Origin of the sequence: Pseudomonas sp. NPDC086112 (assembly GCF_044746425.1) — a bacterium.
Classification (GTDB): domain Bacteria; phylum Pseudomonadota; class Gammaproteobacteria; order Pseudomonadales; family Pseudomonadaceae; genus Aquipseudomonas.
Genome location: NZ_JBIVCD010000006.1, coordinates 17400 through 34718 on the forward strand (window position 1 = coordinate 17400; position 17319 = coordinate 34718).

A 17319-nucleotide genomic window follows, 5' to 3' on the forward strand; every position below is an offset into this window, starting at 1 on the left:
GGCGCGTGGACCCATCGAGGGGATCCAATAAGCGCGCATTATGAAATAAGCAGGGCCAACCTTACAAAGTCTTTACTCGTTTTTCTGCTGCACGGGAAATATATCGCCCACTTTGCGGGGGATTATTGGCAGATGAGTAGGAAAAAGGGCGCGAATGTAGGTGAAAGCTGACATTGGCAATGGCCAACGTCAGCGTTGCAGCTTTATTTCAATGCGGCGAATGCACGCTCGGCGGCGTCCAGTGTCAGTTTCAACTCGGTCTCACCGTGGGCGATCGAGGTGAAACCGGCTTCGAAGGCGCTTGGCGCCAGGTACACGCCGCCTTCGAGCATCAGGTGGAAGAAACGCCCGAACAGGCCGGCATCGCTGGCCATCACATCCTCGAAGGTCACGATGTCGTCGGCGCCGCTGAAGTACAGACCGAACATGCCGCCGGCCTGAGTGGTCACGAACGGAATGCCGGCGGCGTCGGCGCGCTGTTGCAGACCATCAAGCAGACGGCTGGTGTAGTCGCTCAGCTCGGCGTGGAAACCAGGACGACTGATCAGGCGCAGCGTGGTCAGGCCCGCCGCCATCGCCAGCGGGTTACCCGACAACGTGCCGGCCTGGTAGACCGGCCCCAGTGGCGCGATTTGCTCCATGATCTTGCGTTTGCCGCCGAAGCAGCCAACCGGCATGCCGCCACCGATGATCTTGCCGAAGGTGCTCAGGTCCGGCGTGACGCCGTAGTGGGCTTGGGCACCACCGAGGGCGACACGGAAACCGGTCATCACTTCGTCGAAAATCAGCACCACGCCGTGCTTGTCGCACAGGGTCCGCAGGCCTTCAAGGAAGCCCGGTGCCGGCGGTACGCAGTTCATGTTGCCGGCCACGGGCTCGACGATGATGCAGGCCACGTCCTGGCCGACTTCGGCGAGCATGGTTGCTACCGCGTCGATGTCGTTGAACGGCAGGGTCAGGGTGTGTTTGGCGAACGCCGCCGGTACACCGGCCGAACTTGGTACGCCTTGGGTCAGGGCGCCGGAACCGGCCTTGACCAGCAGGCTGTCGGAGTGGCCGTGGTAGCAGCCTTCGAACTTGATGATGCTGTCACGGCCGGTAAAGCCACGGGCCAGACGGATGGCGCTCATGGTCGCTTCGGTGCCGGAGCTGACCATGCGCACCATTTCCATCGACGGCACGATCGAGCAGACCAGATCGGCCATTTCGGTTTCCATCGCGGTCGGGGCGCCGTAGGACAGGCCGTGTTCCAGCTGTTTGCGCACCGCGTCCAGCACGTCCGGATGGCTGTGGCCGAGAATCATCGGCCCCCAGGAACCGACGTAATCCACATAGCGCTTGTCATCTTCGTCGGTGACGTAGGCGCCTTCGGCGTGTTTGAAGAACAGCGGCGTGCCGCCAACACTCTTGAACGCACGAACAGGCGAGTTCACGCCTCCGGGAATGTGTTTTTGGGCATTGGCAAACAGGGTTTCGGAACGAGACATGATCGGGCTCTCAAAAATCAGGATTTGAACAATTCGTTAAAGGCGCGGGCGCGGCGTGTCACTTCAGCCGGGCTGTCGGCGCCAAACAGGCCATGCACCACCGCCAGCAAGTCGACCCCGTGGGCCACCAGTGGCGCAGCGTTGTCCAGCGTGATGCCGCCGATCGCGCAGATCGGCAGATGCAATTTGCTGCGGGCCTGATCAAGCAGTTCGAGGCCGCAGGCCGGTGCGCCGGGTTTGGTATTGGAATTGAAGAAGCGACCGAAGGCGACGTAACTGGCGCCTTCTTTGGCGGCTTGTTCGGCGAGTTCGAGTTGCGCGTGGCAGGTCGAACCGATGATGGCCTGACGACCGAGCAGTGCCCGAACCGGCATCAGCGGGCCATCGGTCTGGCCCAGGTGCACGCCGACGTTCAGGCGTGCGGCCAGTTCGGCGTCATCGTTGATGATCAGATGAGTCTTGTAGCGTTCGCACAGATCGCGCAGGGCTTCGGCTTCGCGCAGGCGGCGGGCCTCGTCGCTGCTCTTGTCACGGTATTGCAGCAGGGTGACGCCGCCTTCGAGCGCCGCCTCCACGTACGAAAGAAATTTCCCGGCCAGTAACTGGCTGTCGGTAATGGCGTACAGGCCACGTAGTTTCATCGGACAAGCCTCATGGCGTTACGAACAGAAGTCCAGTGGCAAGCGGCGCGGCACGAACTGGCCTTTGCCCAGCTGCTCCGCATCACGCAAGGTGCGCCAAGTGTAGTCAAGCGCGCTCTTTACGGCACTGGCGAGGTGTTCGCCCTGGGCCAGACGACCGGCGAGGGCGCTGGCCAGCGTGCAACCGGAACCGTGATAACTGCCGGGCAGGCGCTGGCAGGTAAAGGTTTCGCGGCGACCGTCGCGGCTGTACAGGCGATTGTGTATTTCGTGTTCGTCGCCATGACCGCCGGTGATCAGCAGGTGTTTGACGAACGGCAGGAGTTTTTCAGCGCACTCGTCCGCGGTGCCTTCGGGCAGTTCGGCGAGAATGCGAGCTTCGGGAAGGTTGGGGGTGGCAATGATCGACAGCGGCAACAGGCGTTCGCGCATGGCGTAGCCGACTTCGTCTTTGCCCAGTCGTCCACCGCCGCCGGCGCGCAGCACCGGGTCGCAGACCACCGGCAAATGCGGGTGTGCTGAAAGCAGTTCGACCACGGTGTCGACCATTTCCAGGGAACCGAGCATGCCCAGTTTGACGGCGGCGACTTCGGAATCATTGAGCACGGCGTTGGCCTGGGCCAACACCCACTCGCGATCGAGAACGCGGAAGTCAGTGACGTTGACGGTGTCTTGCACCGTCAGGGCGGTGACGGCCGGAGCCGCATGACAACCCTGGGCGAGCAGGGCTTCGATATCTGCCTGCAAGCCGGCGCCACCACTAGGGTCGTGGCCGGAGAGACAGAGGACAACGGGGCGAGAGCTGTAGATATTCATGGTGCGCGAGCTTACCACCAAACATGTTTTTTCGGGTGTCGGCCCGTGAACCGTGACGCGGTCCCTGTAGCAGCTGCCGAAGGCTGCGTTCGGCCGCGTAGCGGTCGTCAAGCCTGTGTTCACGGTTAGCCTGATGCACTGCGGTGATTGATTTTGCAACGGCTTCGCCGTTGAACGCAGCCTTCGGCAGCTGCTACAGAGGGATGTGTGCCGGGTACCCTTGTCACAACCTGACCAAGCCAACAGCTCTAACTCAATGTATAGAGCTGGAACGCTTGTTCTAGAGCCTTTTCAGGAAAAATTTCAATGGTGTTCAATGGCCATCAACGGCTATGCTAGAGTGGATCCAAACCAATAACAGGTAATACCGGTTTTACGTCTACTCAAAAGGAATGGGGGGCTTCCTGACAGAACCGGACAGGCCACGCTGGGGCTTAAATGCGCTATTTGCTGATGTTGCTGTTGTGCTTGCCCCTCCTGGCGAGCGCCGTCGAATTCGACGAGTTCACCCAGAGCCTTCCCCTGGGCCGAACGATGCAGGTTTATGAAGACGCGGGCGGTCAGGCGACCATCGCTGATGTCCGTGCGCAAGCGGCGGCCGGGCAGTTCAAGCCTCATGATAAAGCCACTCTGAACGCCGGTTATTCGCGTTCGGCGTTCTGGCTGAAAATCGACCTGCAATACCGCCCGACCAACCCGTCGGCGCAACGGACCTGGTTGCTGGAACTGGCTTATCCGCCCCTCGATCACCTTGATCTGTACTTGGCCGATGCTGGCGGTGACTATCAATTGGTCCGACAGACCGGCGATGCGTTGCCGTTCGCCACTCGCGAGATCCGCCAGAACAACTATCTGTTTGGTCTGAACTTTGCGCCCGAGGAGGCGCAAACCGTGTATTTGCGCCTGCAAAGCCAAGGCTCGATTCAGGCGCCCGTCACCTTGTGGTCAAGCACCGCTTACCTCGAAGAGCAGCCGGTGCGGCTTTATGTGCTGGGGCTGATTTATGGTGTGTTGCTGGGGATGCTGGTCTACAACCTGTTCATCTTCCTTAGTGTGCGCGACACCAGCTACCTCTACTACATCATCTATATCGCCTCGTTCGGCTTGTATCAGCTGTCAGTGAACGGCGCGGCCGTGGAGTATTTCTGGCCGAACAATCCCTGGTGGGCCAACGCCGCGACGCCGTTCTTCATCGGCTGTTCAGGATTGTTCGGCAGCCAGTTCGCCCGCAGCTTTTTGCAGACGGCCACCCACAGTCGCTGGCTCGACCGTTTGCTGCTGGCGTTGATTGCGTTCAGTGCGCTGGTGGTCGGGTTGTCATTAATGACCAATTACGCCCTGGCCCTGCGGCTGGCGACGTTGCTGGCGTTGGTTTTCACCGTGGTGATTTTCGCCGCCGGGATTTTCGCCTGGTGGCGTGGCCTGCGGGTCGCGCGGTATTTCATCATTGCCTGGTCGGCGTTCCTGCTCGGTGGTGTGGTCAACACCCTGATGGTGCTGGGTTATTTGCCCAACGTATTCCTGACCATGTACGCCAGCCAGATCGGCTCGGCGATCGAAGTGGCGCTGCTGTCCCTGGCCCTGGCCGATCGCATCAACGCCATGCGCGAGCAACAGGCGCAAACGCTGTTTGATGCCGGTCAGAAGCTCGAAGTGTTGAACCAGCAACTGGCTCACAGCAACAAGCTCAAGGACGAATTCCTCGCCACCCTGACCCACGAACTGCGCACGCCCATGAATGGTGTAATCGGTTCGCTGGAGTTGATGCAAACCGTCGAGATGAACCCTGAGATGGAGCAATATCAGCAAACGGCTGCAGGTTCGGCGCGGGACATGATGCGCATGGTCAACGGCATCCTCACCCTGACCGAATTGCAGGCCGGCAAACTCAAGGTCTATCCGGACACCTTCAGTTTGCGCGGTGTGGTCGAGGCCTTGCGTCTGCAGTTCGATGGCAATGCGGCGAGCAAGTCGCTGGACTTCAAGGTCGAGGTGACATCCGGGCTGCCGGATCGTTTGCACGGCGACAGCGGCAAGCTGACGCAATGCCTGGAATGCCTGCTGGATAACGCGATCAAATTCACCCGGGTCGGCGGATTGGCGCTGCGGGTGACGGGTAAACCGGTAGCGCCCGATCGGCTGGCGCTGTCCTTTGCGGTGATCGATACCGGCATTGGCTTCACCGATTTGGATGAGGCAACGCTGTATCAACGCTTTTTTCAGGTCGACGGTTCGATGACCCGTGAATACGGTGGTTTGGGCGTTGGCCTGGCCATTTGTCGGCAACTGGTCGAATTGCTCGGCGGGCGCCTGAGTCATCGCTCGGAACCGGGTCGCGGCAGTCGCTTTCAACTGGACGTCGAGTTCGAGCTGCCGTTGCCGGTGGTGGAATCTGCACCCGCAATCACCCGGCAAACCACCGGCCTGCGTTTGCCTCAGGACTGCACGGTGTTGCTGGTCGATGACAACAGCATCAATCAATTGGTGATGCGTGGCATGTTGCTCAAGCTTGGGTTCCGCGTGCGCACCGCTGACAGCGGCGTCGCGGCGCTCGATTACTTGCAGCGTGAAACCGTTGATGCGGCGCTGCTCGACTGTCAGCTGCCGCCACTGGATGGCGCCTCGATCTGCGGTCGGATCCGCGCCTTGCCGGGTTGTGCCGAGTTACCCGTGTTCATGATCGCCCAGAGTGCGGATCGGGCCTACTGCCCAAGCGATACCTTGGTCGACTACCTGAGCAAACCGGTGAAATTCGAAGATTTACAGGCGGCGCTCTATCGGCGGGTGCTCTGTCCAGGGCAAGGCGAAAGCGCCGACAGTTAGGCAGATATGCCACTTTGTTCAACCTCGGGGCGGTGCTTAACTGAAAGTCCCTTGGCTGACCAAAGGAGCCCCGCCATGAACCTGCATCAGTTCGCCGAAACCCACGAAGTCACCAATCAGCCGCCGTCGCTGGACGGCGCCAACCTCTATCGCATCGACCTGCCTTTGCAGGAGTGGTCGCGGCGTTTCGATGCCGGTTGGGCCGAGTCGCGAATTGACGCTTATGGCGCATTGGCCGGCGGGCCGCTGATGGAGGCGGGGTTTGCGGCCAATCAGAACAAACCGGTGTTCGTCAGTCATGACCGCTACGGTCATCGCATCGATCTGGTGGAGTTTCATCCCGCCTACCACGAATTGATGCGCACGGCGGTGGAGCATGGCCTGACAAGCTTGCCCTGGACCGACCCGCAATCGGGCGCCCACGTTGCCCGTGCATCCATGACCTATTTACACAGTCAGGCTGAAGCCGGCAGTGGTTGCCCGCTGACCATGACCTTCGCCAGCGTCCCGGCGATGCGCCTGCAACCGGATCTGGCCGAACAATGGCTGCCGAAAATCCTCGCCACCGAATACGACCCGCGCAACGTCGGCATGGCCCACAAGGCCGGGGTCACTATCGGCATGGCCATGACCGAGAAACAGGGCGGCACCGACGTGCGGGCCAACACCACCAAGGCGTATCCGGTCGGCGCCAGCGGTCCCGGTCAGGCGTATGAACTGGTGGGCCATAAGTGGTTTTGCTCGGCGCCGATGTGCGACGCCTTCCTGACCTTGGCCCAGACCGACAAAGGCTTGACCTGTTTCCTGCTGCCGCGTCATCGCCCGGACGACACACGCAATCAGTTCTACATACAGCGGCTGAAAAACAAACTCGGCAACTGGTCCAATGCCTCCAGCGAGGTGGAGTTCCGTGGCGCCCTGGCCTGGATGGTCGGCGAAGAGGGCCGGGGTGTTCCAACCATCATCGAAATGGTCGCCATGACCCGCTTCGATTGCATGGTCGGCTCCAGTGCGCTGATGCGCCAGGCCCTGACCCAGGCCAGCCATCACTGCGCCCACCGCAAGGTCGCAGGCAAATTGCTCAGCGAGCAACCCTTGATGCAAAACGTGCTGGCCGACCTGGCCCTGGAAAGCGAAGCGGCGTTGGCTTTGAGTTTTCGCATGGGCCGGGCGCTGGATCATCTGGATGACAATCACGAAGCGAAATTCGCCCGACTGGTGACGGCGGTGGGCAAGTACTGGATCTGCAAACGCGCGCCCGCGATGATCAATGAGGCTGCCGAATGCATGGGCGGCGCCGGTTATGTCGAAGAAAGCATCCTGCCGCGTCTGTACCGTGAGGCCCCGGTCAACTCGACGTGGGAAGGTTCCGGCAACGTGCAATGCCTCGACGTATTACGCGCATTGTCGAAAGAGCCGGGTGTGCTTGATGTGCTGTTCAGCGAGTTGGGCGACGGTCATGGCGACAAACGCCTGGCCGCACACATCAGCCAATTGCAGGCGGCGTTCAAGGACACCGACGACATTCAATACCGCGCCCGCCAGCTCACCGAAGACATTGCCTTGGGGCTTCAGGCCAAGTTGTTGCTGGAGGCGGGGAATGCGGCGGTCAGTGATGCTTTTATCGCCAGCCGTCTGGGTTCGGCCGGTCGGGTGTATGGAACATTGCCGCGCGGGCTGGATGTGGAAGCGATTGTTGCCCGGTCGACGCCGCAAGGATTCTGACCACTCCTTTGTGATCGACGCAAATAAATGTGGGAGCGGGCTTGCTCGCGAATGCGGCCTGTCAGTCAACATCATTGTTGAATGGTAAACCGCATTCGCGAGCAAGCCCGCTCCCACAGGGTTCCCGTGAAGCGATGATGCAGGCAAGATGAAGGTCTGCAAGTCAGAACACAGGAAGCTGATCGTGACCGAAGCGTTTATTGTCGTTCAAACCGCCGAGCAAGCCGTGGATCGGCTTGCTGCCTTGCACGAGCGTGCAACCACCGCGCTGAATCAGGCGCTCAAGCGTTATCTCAAGGATCGCGTCGAACCGGACGCTGAACAGCGGGCTCTGTTTCGTTATCCCGAGTTGCGTCTTACCTACCTTTGCCAGGGCGAAGTCCCACAGACCACTCGCGCCTATGCCAAGGTTCAACTGCCGGGAACCTACAGCGTCACCGTCACCCATCCCCGGGCTTTCCGCAAATACCTGCTGGAACAACTCGTCCCGTTGATGCACGACTTCACCGTGACCGTGGAAGTCGGCGTCAGCCAGCAGAACATTCCTTATCCGTACGTGGTCGAGCAGGGCGATGAGCTGGCCGGTTCCGGCGTTACGGCGGCGGTGCTGGCGCGAGTGTTCCCGAGTACGGATTTGTCGGCCGCCACCGATGGCATCGCCGATGGCTTGTATGACTGGGAAAACACCGACCCGTTGCCACTGGCCCTGTTCGACGCCGCGCGAGTGGACTTCTCCCTGCGCCGGCTGGTGCATTACACCGGCAGCGACTGGCGCCATGTGCAGCCGTGGATTCTGCTGACCAACTACCACCGCTACGTCGACCAGTTCATCGTTCATGGCCTGGAGCAACTGCGCAATGATCCGCGTTTTGTGCGCATGGTGTTGCCCGGTAACGTGATCATCGAAAAGGGCATGGACCACGGCGAGGCGTCGGCGATTGCCGCGGGCGTGGTCTGGCACCGTTACCAGATGCCGGCTTATCACCTGATCGCCAGCGACGGCCATGGCGTGACCCTGGTGAACATCGGCGTCGGCCCGTCCAACGCCAAGAACATCACCGACCACCTGGCGGTGCTGCGTCCGCATTGCTGGCTGATGATTGGTCACTGTGGCGGCTTGCGTCAGTCGCAGACCATTGGCGACTACGTGCTGGCCCACGCTTACATGCGTCGCGACGGGATTCTCGACCGGGTTGTGCCGCCGAACATTCCGATTCCGGCCCTGGCTGAAGTGCAGATGGCGTTGCAGCAAGCGGCGGCCAACATCACCGGTGAGAAGGGCGACGAGCTGAAGAAGCGCCTGCGCACCGGCACCGTGCTGACCTACGACGACCGTAACTGGGAGCTGCGCTGGGCGCAGGAGCGTCCGCTGATCAACCTGTCCCGCGCCGTGGCGGTGGACATGGAAAGCGGCACCATCGCCGCGCAGGGTTACCGCTTGCGGGTGCCATACGGCACGTTGCTCTGCGTATCGGATAAACCGTTGCACAGCGAAATCAAACTGCCGGGTTCGGCCAACGCTTTCTATGAACGCGCGGTCAGCCAGCACTTGAAGATCGGCATCGAAGCGGTGGATCTGTTGCGCACCGAACTCAACTCGCTGCACTCGCGCAAACTGCGCAGCTTCGATGAGCCGCCGTTCCGCTGATCGAGAGTTGTCATGGTCATTTGGCGGTCAGGGCACTAGCATTAGCAGCCCTGACCGTTAGATGTTCCTTTCCTCATGTCTCGTCCACAACGTCCCGTCTCTCGCCGCCCTGGCGCGAACAACCCGCAATCAGCCCCGCGCCGTGTCGCCAAAGCGCCGCCGGCCGAGCCGAAGCTGATTCTGTTCAACAAACCTTTTGATGTGCTGACGCAATTCAGCGACGGCGAAGGGCGGGCGACGCTCAAGGATTTCATCGAGATTCCGGGAATCTACCCGGCAGGGCGGCTGGACCGCGACAGCGAAGGCTTGCTGTTGCTGACCAACGACGGCCAGCTTCAGGCGCGAATTGCCGACCCGAAACACAAACTGGCCAAGACTTACTGGGTGCAAGTGGAAGGTGAGCCAACCGCCGAGCAGTTGCAGCGATTGCGCGATGGCGTCGAGCTGAACGACGGCATGACGTTGCCGGCTGAAGCGCGGCAATTGGATGAGCCTGAACTGTGGCCGCGCAACCCGCCAGTGCGCTTTCGTAAAAGCGTGCCGACCAGTTGGCTGGAACTGGTGATTCGCGAAGGCCGCAACCGTCAGGTACGACGCATGACTGCGGCGGTCGGCTTGCCGACGTTGCGTCTGGTGCGGGTCAGAATCGGTGACTGGTCGATCGAAGGGCTCGATCAGGGCCAGTGGAAGGAAGTGCCGGCGCGCTTATAGAGTGCCGGATTCGATCAGGCCGATGACCACGCTTTTGATCACGAACGCGGCCACGCCCAGCCCTAGTACGAAGAACAGAATGAACGAGCCGAAGCGCCCGGCCTTGGATTTTTTCGCCAGATCCCAGACGATGAAACCCATGAAAATGATCAGGATGCTGACCAGTCCAGTCATCATCCACTCTTCGAGTACTGCAGGATCCATTGAACATCTCCAGCGTGGGCGGGGCTAAAAGGCGCTGGAGTATACGCCACGACGAATTGGCGGAGTATTGACCTGCGTCGGTGTGTCGCAGTCATTCGTCGCCTGTTCCGGCGCCTTCGCGAGCAAGCCCGCTCCCACATTTGGAATGCATTCCCCTGTGGGAGCGGGCTTGCTCGCGAAGGCGTCCTCAGCTGCGCAGATGAGTCAGCGGCAACTCGGTACTGTTGAGCACCTGATTAAGCACAAAACTCGACCGCACACTGGTCACCCCTTCAATCCGGGTGAGATGCCCCAGCAGCAGTTTCTGATAGTGGTCCATGTCCGGCACCACCACCTTGAGCTGATAATCGGCATCCATCCCCGTCACCAGGCTGCATTCCAGCACCTGCGGCAAGGTGCGAATGGCGGCTTCGAAGTTCTCGAACCGCTCGGGAGTATGGCGGTCCATGCCGATCAGCACGTAGGCGGTCAGGCTCAGGCCGAGCATCTTGCGGTCCAGCAGGGCGACCTGGCGGGTGATGTAACCGTCGTCTTCCAGCTGCTTGACCCGCCGCGAGCAAGGCGAAGGCGACAGGCCGATGCGTTCGGCCAGCTCCTGATTGGAGATGCGCGCGTCGCGTTGTAATTCAGCCAAAATGCTCAGGTCGTATCGGTCGAGTTTGCTCATCAATCAGGCCTTTGTCATAACTATTGCGGCGGATTATCTATCCTGAGTTAAAAATTGCGCAAGTGATGTTTATTTGAGCAATCTTCGCAATCCTCTGCCGGTGCTCCGGGCCTATTCTTATCACCAGAATCACTGCTCGGACAAACAGTCCAGTGCGGCTCGCCCAATCAGGCCAGCTGCGGTCGCCACCCCCACCGGGGCTGTGTCGGCCCCCGAGCTACACACTGTCCAGAAGACGGCGTGAGGTGAGCCGACGTCATAAGCGTCGAGCACGGACGAAGTTCTCAAAGGGAGGCCGACGGGTCTCCCTTTTTTATTGCCCGGAATTTATGGGCGACCCTCAATAAATAAGTTGCGTGACTGATAACCTGTTGCAGAACCGGCCTGTGCTTTCCCAGTCTTACGTACAGGCCCTAACCCGCAGTGAGGAAAAGCATGAAGTCGCGCATCTGGCGTTTGGCCGGTGTTGGTTTGCTATGTGTGAGTGTCACTGCGCAATCGCTGGCCGATGAGCCGCAAATCCGTGGGCCTGATGGCGGCCAACGCGGGCCGGATCATCAGGGCAAAGGTCAGGGGCATGACGGTAACAATCAGCCACACCGGCAGAACAACGAAATCATTCGTGGTGACAACAGCCGCCAGTTCGAGCTCCACGACCAGAATCAGGGCGGCGAGCGTCAGAACCGTCCGTCGCACGATCCCAATGTTCAGGGCCGACCGCCGCAACAACCCAGTAACAATCTGCCAATTCAGGGCCGGCCCGACACCGTGCGCCAGACCCAGGAACCCCGGCGTGGCTACTATCAGGACGAGCAGCCGCGCAACTATGACAACCAGCACTGGCAGAGTGGCGGGCAGGGCTCACGTCATGATGATCGTCGCTGGCCCGGTCGCCCGGATGGGCGCGGCAATGGCTGGGGCCCCGGCCCACAGTATCGCCCGGGGTACGTGATCGACCGCTTCCCGGAGCGCAACTACCGCGTGCCGTATCGTGGCCAGGATTATTTCTATTCCGGTGGTTATTGGTATCGCCCGCAAGGCCCGCGTTACGTGGTGGTTCAGCCACCTCGCGGGATTCGGGTCAGCTATTTGCCCGATTACGCGCGTGAAGTGTGGATCGGCGGTGCGCTGTTGTTCCTGGCGGCCGGCGCGTATTACGCCTATCAGGAGAGCACTCGGGATTACGTCGTGGTCGAACCACCGGTGCAGCCGCAACCGGTGAGCAGTGGTTATGACGTGGTGGCGTATCCGGCCAACGGCCAGTCGCCGGAGGAGGTCAGTCGGGACGGTTACGAGTGTTATCGCTGGGCCGTGGAGCAGAGCGGTTTCGATCCGCGTGCCGTCACCTATCAACCGGCCCCGTCGGTGGTGCAAGTCTACCGACAGGCCCAGGGCAACTGCCTGAGCAGTCGCGGTTATCAGGTGAGCTACTGAGCCCCGGCGGCGTTCACCACTTCCTGCGGGTCGGCGTGCACCAGCACTTCGGCTCGCGGGTAAGCAGCGTGAATCGCATCGGCGGCTTGATCGCTGATGCCGTGGGCGACTGACAGCGTCAGCTCTCCCGGCAACTCCAGATGCAATTGCACAAACCACTGGTTGCCGGAGATTCGTGTGCGCAGATCGTGGGCGCCCAAAACCCCCGGCACGCTGCAGGCCAGTTCAAGCATGTGCTGGCTGACACCTGGCGGCAGCTCTTCATCCATCAGCACGGCAAAACTCTCTCGGGCGATATGAATGGCGCTCCAGAGGATGTAGGCGGCGATCCCCAATCCGAACCAGGGGTCGACTTGATGCCAGCCAAACCCGGCCAACACCAGCGCCACCAGAATGCTGCCGTTGAGCAGCAAGTCTGAGCGGTAATGCAAGGAGTCGGCACTCACGACGTTAGAACCGGTTGCCTTGATCACCCGATGTTGCAACATCAGCAGGGCCACGGTCAGGGCGAGGGAGAACACAATCACCCCGATGCTGAGCCACGCAGCACCTATCGGCTCCGGATGTTTCAACCGTTCGATCGCCTGCAAGGCAATCAGCACGGCACTGCCGCCAATGAACAGCGCCTGAGCCATGCCCGCCAATGATTCGGCCTTGCCATGCCCGTACCGATGATCGTCGTCGGCCGGGCGCAAGGCGTAATGCACGGCCAGCAGATTGAGCAGCGAGCTGACGCCATCGAGTGCAGAATCGGTCAGCCCGGCGAGCATGCTCACCGAACCGCTCAACCACCAGGCGATGGCTTTGGCGACGATCAAGATGCACGCCACCGCCACCGAGGCGCGCGTCGCCAGCCGTAGCAGGCGGGCGTGTTCGGTAGGGGTAGTCATCAGTGCTGTGATTCCTTCAAATGCACGAATTATGCAGCCGGTTGCAGGCCAAACATAGCGAGTTGCTGGGCGCTGCCCTTGTGCTGGATCAGGCGCGGATCGTCCAGCGGGAAGCTGCGGCCCAGTTCACTTTCCAGAATAGTCTGCAACTTGTGGTTATCGACCTTGCCGTCGGCGCCGATGGCTTCCTTGAGTTTTTCCGGGGCCACCTGGGCGGTTCGGCCGGGCTCGTAGTAAATGGCGCCAGTCGCAAAGTCCACCGCAAAGGCAATCAACCCCGGAATGATATAAAACAGCAGGCCCACGGCATCCAGCGCGACGATGACCGGGTCGATCTTGCCATCGATCTGCCCGCGACGATCGGGGTAGAAAATCGTGCCGCAGGCGGTCATTTGGGTCAGCAAAGTCGCGACCAATACACCGCCGATCAAGCGAAAGGGAGCACGCATGTGAAATCTCCTGGGTTATCTGGAAACGAAGGGACGTCTATATGAATTAGGACCGCGCCGAACGCCGTTATACTCGGCCCTCTGTTTGGGAGCCAGCATGATTTCTTTGCCGATTGATGAAGTTTTACCCGCCCTGCGTGAAGCCCTCGCTACACGCCACGAAGCCGTGCTCGAAGCACCGCCCGGCGCCGGTAAAACCACCCGCGTGCCCTTGGCCTTGCTCAACGAGCCATGGCTGGCCGGGCAGACCATTCTGATGCTCGAACCGCGCCGCTTGGCCGCACGGGCGGCGGCGGAGCGGTTGGCCAGTGAGCTGGGTGAGAAGGTTGGCGAAACCGTTGGCTACCGCATTCGTCTCGACAGCAAAGTCGGCCCCGACACCCGCATCGAAGTGGTCACTGAAGGTATCCTCACCCGGCGCTTGCAAGACGACCCGGCGCTCGAAGGCGTGGGCCTGCTGATCTTTGACGAATTCCACGAACGCAGTCTCGACGCCGATCTGGCGTTGGCCCTGAGCCTCAATGGCCGCGAGTTGTTTCGCGACGACCAACCGCTGAAAATTCTGTTGATGTCGGCAACCCTGGAAGGTGAACGCCTGGCCGGGTTGCTCGATGATGCGCCAATCCTGCGCAGCGAAGGTCGCATGTACCCGGTGGCGATGCGTTGGGGGCGACCGTTTCAGCCCGGTGAATTTATCGAGCCAAGGGTGGTGCAGACCATTCTCGACGCGCTGAACGATGAGACCGGCAGCCTGCTGGTGTTCCTGCCGGGGCAGGCGGAAATTCGTCGGGTGCATCAACAACTCGCCGATGCGCTGGACGATAGCACACAGGTTCTGCTCTGCCCGTTGCACGGTGAATTGGACCTCGCCGCCCAACGCGCCGCGATCGATCCGGCGCCCGCCGGCAAACGCAAAGTGGTGCTGGCGACCAACATCGCCGAGACCAGCCTGACTATCAACGGTGTGCGCGTGGTGATCGATGCCGGGCTGGCGCGAGTGCCGCGTTTCGACCCCGGCAGCGGCATGACTCGCCTGGATACTCAGCGGATTTCCAAAGCCAGCGCCACGCAGCGCGCAGGTCGGGCAGGGCGTTTGGAGCCCGGCGTGTGTTATCGCCTGTGGTCGCAGGATCAGCATGAGCAACTGGCGGCTTACGCCAGTGCGGAAATTCTCTCGGCGGACCTCGCCGGACTGGCCTTGCAACTGGGTCGTTGGGGCGTGACGCCGGGTCAGTTGGTTTGGCTCGATGTCCCGCCCGCAGCGGCTTATGCACAGGCTCAAGATCTGCTTGAACGTTTGGGCGCGCTGGAGGGCGAGGCGCTGACCCGTCACGGTCAGGCCATGGCTGAACTGCCGGCCCATCCACGGATCGCTCATTTGCTGTTACGTGGCCAGGCGCTCGGTCTCGCCGACATGGCCTGCAATGTCGCGGCACTGCTCGGTGAACGGGATATCTTGCGTGGTGCCGGCGCGGATCTGCACAGTCGACTGGTGCTGCTGTCCGGCGAAGAGCGGGCTGCTCGTGGTGCCCAGGGCGGTGTTCAACGGGCTCGGCAACTGGCGCGGCAGTATCGCGGTTACCTGCGGGGCAAAGCGTCGGAGCCGGTCAGCGATCCTGAACATCCGCGCTGGCTCGGCGCGTTGCTGGCGTTGGCTTATCCCGACCGGGTTGCGCAGCAGCGTCGTGCCGGTGGCGCGGAGTATCGTCTGGCCAACGGTCGCGCAGCGTTGTTCGCCGAGGCAGACAGCCTGATGAAGCAACCGTGGCTGGTGATCGCTGATCTGGGCAGTCGCCAGGGCCAGCGTGAAGAACGGATTTATCTGGCGACGGATTTCGATCCGGCGTTGTTCGATTCGGTGTTGGCCGAGCAGGTGCGTTGCGTCGATCAACTGGATTGGGATGAGCGCGAAGGCGTGCTGCGGGCCGAGCGTCAGCGCAAGGTCGGCGAATTGATCCTCAGCCGCGAACCGCTGACCGGGCTCGATGAAAGCGCTCGCAGTCAGGCGTTGGTGAATCTGGTGCGGCGTAAAGGCCTGGAGCTGTTGCCCTGGACGCCAGAGCTGCGTCAGTGGCAGGCGCGGGTTGCGTTGTTGCGTCAGTTGGATCTCGGCAGTAAGGAGCAGAGTGAATGGCCGGATGTCAGCGATGCTGCATTGCTCAAAAGCCTCGAGCATTGGCTGATGCCGTATCTGGGCAAAGTCTCGCGACTTAGTCACTTCGCCAATCTGGACCTGTCGAGCATCGTTCATAACTTGTTGCCGTGGCCGCTGCCGCAATGGCTCGAAGAACTTGCACCGCATCATTTGAGCGTGCCATCGGGCTCTTCGATTCGTCTGGATTACAGCGAACAGCCGCCGATTCTGGCGGTGCGTTTGCAGGAGCTGTTCGGCTTGGCCGAGACCCCGCGCATTGCCGGTGGCCGGCAAGTGGTCAAGCTTCATCTGCTGTCCCCGGCGCGGCGACCGGTGCAGGTGACGCAGGACCTGGCGAACTTCTGGCGCAGTACGTATGCCGAGGTGAAGAAGGATTTGAAGGGGCGGTATCCGAAGCACTACTGGCCGGATGATCCGCTGGTGGCCGAGGCGACGGCGCGGATCAAACCGCGTAAGTAGTCAGTGGCATCAATGGTGCGGCATTCGCGAGCAAGCCCGCTCCCACATTAGATCTTCAGTGAATACAGCATTTGTGTACCACCGAGATCCAGTGTGGGAGCGGGCTTGCTCGCGAAGCTTTTGACCTAAGGCGCTGCCGGCAACAGAAACCGCGCAATCACCGGCAAGTGATCGGAAATGCGCAACGTATCGTCCTGCCTCACCCTTGCCTCGACTCGTTTGATGTGCGGGCTGTAAAACAGGTAGTCGACGGTCCGGTCCGGGCCGTTCAAGCCCGGGTCATTCGGGTAGTGGGTCAGCCATTGTACCCGGTCGATACCGCTGGCTTCGTTGTTGGTGGGGATCATCGGGTATTTGTCCCACAGCACATGCAGCGCGCTGTCGGCGGAGTAGGGCGTGCGTTGCTCGGCGGGCAGGCGTCGATACTGGCCCAACGGCAACAGGTTGAAGTCGCCACCGATCAACCACGGCGTGCCGCGGCTTTCGTACTTGTCGAGGACCTTGGCCACGGCTGTCACCTGGCGTTGCAAGGTTTCGTCGAGCGGGGGCGTGGCACGTTCCAGATGGGTATTGAACACGGCCATTTGGCCGCCATTGCTCAATGGCAGGTGAGTGACCAGCAAGGCGTTTTTCGGCTTGAACTGACGGCTGATGAAATTGGCCGGTGCGACCGGTAATTGCAGGCGTTCGGCGTGTTCGATCTGGTAGCGGCTCAGGGTTGCCAATTGCCGGCCAACGCTGCCGTAGATGGGCGATTCAGGCACGAAGTCGGCTTTCCAGTCGAAGGCTTGCGCGCTGCAGGGATACAGGTCAGTGACTCGATCCTGAAGCAATTTGAACTGGTTCTGGTAGTCACTGGCCTTGGCGCCGTCATCGAGTTCCTGCAACAGCACGATGTCCGGTTGCTCGTCGCGAATCACCCGCGCCACTTCGTCGAGGCTGAAGGCCATGTCTTCAGGCGTAGGGCGCTCGTCTTTTCCTGCAGCCAGATCGTTCCAGAACACGTAGCGCTTGCCTGCCAGGTACTGGACGTTCCAGGTCATCACCGTTAGCGCCTGGCCGGGCACCAGCGTCGGCGCCTGGGTGTTGCAACTGACCGGCAGCGCTTCCTTGGCCTGGGGGCGCCAGGTCAGGCTGTAGATCAGCAAAGCAATCAGGCCAATGGCAATCAGCAGGCCCAGCAGGGTGTAGCGCAGTAGACGGGTCATGG

General features: G+C 61.0%; 14 protein-coding genes. 6 read left to right on the forward strand and 8 right to left on the reverse strand.

Features of this window, described 5'->3' with window-relative positions; all coding sequences use genetic code 11:
- Positions 1 to 203: 203 nt before the first annotated feature.
- The 3 genes from hemL to ACIPLA_RS06405 are packed head-to-tail and all read right to left on the reverse strand — an operon-like array spanning position 204 to position 2944.
- Positions 204 to 1487: a glutamate-1-semialdehyde 2,1-aminomutase gene (gene hemL, locus ACIPLA_RS06395; RefSeq protein ID WP_123498583.1), complete on the reverse strand. Its 1284-nt coding sequence runs from the start codon at positions 1485 to 1487 to the stop codon at positions 204 to 206.
- 17 nt (positions 1488 to 1504) lie between these two features.
- Positions 1505 to 2128: a thiamine phosphate synthase gene (thiE, locus tag ACIPLA_RS06400; protein WP_123498585.1), complete on the reverse strand. Its 624-nt coding sequence runs from the start codon at positions 2126 to 2128 to the stop codon at positions 1505 to 1507.
- Between the two features lie 18 nt (positions 2129 to 2146).
- On the reverse strand, positions 2147 to 2944 hold the full coding sequence (locus ACIPLA_RS06405) for a hydroxymethylpyrimidine/phosphomethylpyrimidine kinase (protein ID WP_008012635.1): 798 nt from the start codon (positions 2942 to 2944) through the stop codon (positions 2147 to 2149).
- Between the two features lie 438 nt (positions 2945 to 3382).
- Here ACIPLA_RS06405 and ACIPLA_RS06410 point away from each other — a divergent pair, with 438 nt between their 5' ends.
- The 4 genes from ACIPLA_RS06410 (at position 3383) to ACIPLA_RS06425 (ending at position 9851) form a co-directional block, all read left to right on the forward strand.
- Positions 3383 to 5767 (forward strand): 7TM diverse intracellular signaling domain-containing protein, encoded by a 2385-nt coding sequence (locus ACIPLA_RS06410; RefSeq protein WP_401172454.1) that lies wholly within the window; start codon positions 3383 to 3385, stop codon positions 5765 to 5767.
- Positions 5768 to 5842: 75 nt separating this feature from the next.
- Positions 5843 to 7492: an acyl-CoA dehydrogenase family protein gene (locus ACIPLA_RS06415; protein WP_401172457.1), complete on the forward strand. Its 1650-nt coding sequence runs from the start codon at positions 5843 to 5845 to the stop codon at positions 7490 to 7492.
- Positions 7493 to 7640: 148 nt separating this feature from the next.
- Positions 7641 to 9140: an AMP nucleosidase gene (gene amn, locus ACIPLA_RS06420; protein ID WP_161794734.1), complete on the forward strand. Its 1500-nt coding sequence runs from the start codon at positions 7641 to 7643 to the stop codon at positions 9138 to 9140.
- Between the two features lie 75 nt (positions 9141 to 9215).
- The gene (locus tag ACIPLA_RS06425; protein ID WP_123720516.1) at positions 9216 to 9851 is read left to right on the forward strand and encodes a pseudouridine synthase; all 636 of its coding nucleotides are present in this window, start codon (positions 9216 to 9218) and stop codon (positions 9849 to 9851) included.
- Here ACIPLA_RS06425 and ACIPLA_RS06430 read toward each other — a convergent pair.
- Both ACIPLA_RS06430 and ACIPLA_RS06435 read right to left on the reverse strand, forming a co-directional pair.
- Complete coding sequence (locus tag ACIPLA_RS06430) at positions 9846 to 10055, reverse strand: DUF2788 domain-containing protein (protein ID WP_007894445.1); 210 nt, start codon at positions 10053 to 10055, stop codon at positions 9846 to 9848. The genes ACIPLA_RS06425 and ACIPLA_RS06430 overlap by 6 nt on opposite strands.
- A gap of 187 nt (positions 10056 to 10242) precedes the next feature.
- On the reverse strand, positions 10243 to 10722 hold the full coding sequence (locus ACIPLA_RS06435; RefSeq protein WP_007894448.1) for an Lrp/AsnC family transcriptional regulator: 480 nt from the start codon (positions 10720 to 10722) through the stop codon (positions 10243 to 10245).
- Between the two features lie 435 nt (positions 10723 to 11157).
- Between ACIPLA_RS06435 and ACIPLA_RS06440 the strand changes: the two genes are divergently transcribed.
- Positions 11158 to 12156 (forward strand): DUF6515 family protein, encoded by a 999-nt coding sequence (locus ACIPLA_RS06440; RefSeq protein WP_401172461.1) that lies wholly within the window; start codon positions 11158 to 11160, stop codon positions 12154 to 12156.
- Here ACIPLA_RS06440 and ACIPLA_RS06445 read toward each other — a convergent pair.
- Both ACIPLA_RS06445 and ACIPLA_RS06450 read right to left on the reverse strand, forming a co-directional pair.
- Positions 12150 to 13046, reverse strand: coding sequence for a cation diffusion facilitator family transporter (locus ACIPLA_RS06445; RefSeq protein WP_401172464.1), 897 nt, complete (start codon positions 13044 to 13046; stop codon positions 12150 to 12152). The two genes, ACIPLA_RS06440 and ACIPLA_RS06445, sit on opposite strands and share 7 nt — an antisense overlap.
- A 29-nt stretch (positions 13047 to 13075) precedes the next feature.
- The gene (locus tag ACIPLA_RS06450) at positions 13076 to 13495 is read right to left on the reverse strand and encodes a polyribonucleotide nucleotidyltransferase (RefSeq protein WP_401172467.1); all 420 of its coding nucleotides are present in this window, start codon (positions 13493 to 13495) and stop codon (positions 13076 to 13078) included.
- Positions 13496 to 13592: 97 nt separating this feature from the next.
- On the opposite strand from ACIPLA_RS06450, the gene hrpB reads away from it, so the two are divergent.
- Positions 13593 to 16109, forward strand: coding sequence for an ATP-dependent helicase HrpB (hrpB, locus tag ACIPLA_RS06455; protein WP_401172470.1), 2517 nt, complete (start codon positions 13593 to 13595; stop codon positions 16107 to 16109).
- A gap of 125 nt (positions 16110 to 16234) precedes the next feature.
- On the opposite strand, the gene ACIPLA_RS06460 is transcribed toward hrpB, so the two are convergent.
- Complete coding sequence (locus ACIPLA_RS06460) at positions 16235 to 17317, reverse strand: endonuclease/exonuclease/phosphatase family protein (RefSeq protein WP_401172473.1); 1083 nt, start codon at positions 17315 to 17317, stop codon at positions 16235 to 16237.
- Positions 17318 to 17319 lie beyond the last annotated feature (2 nt).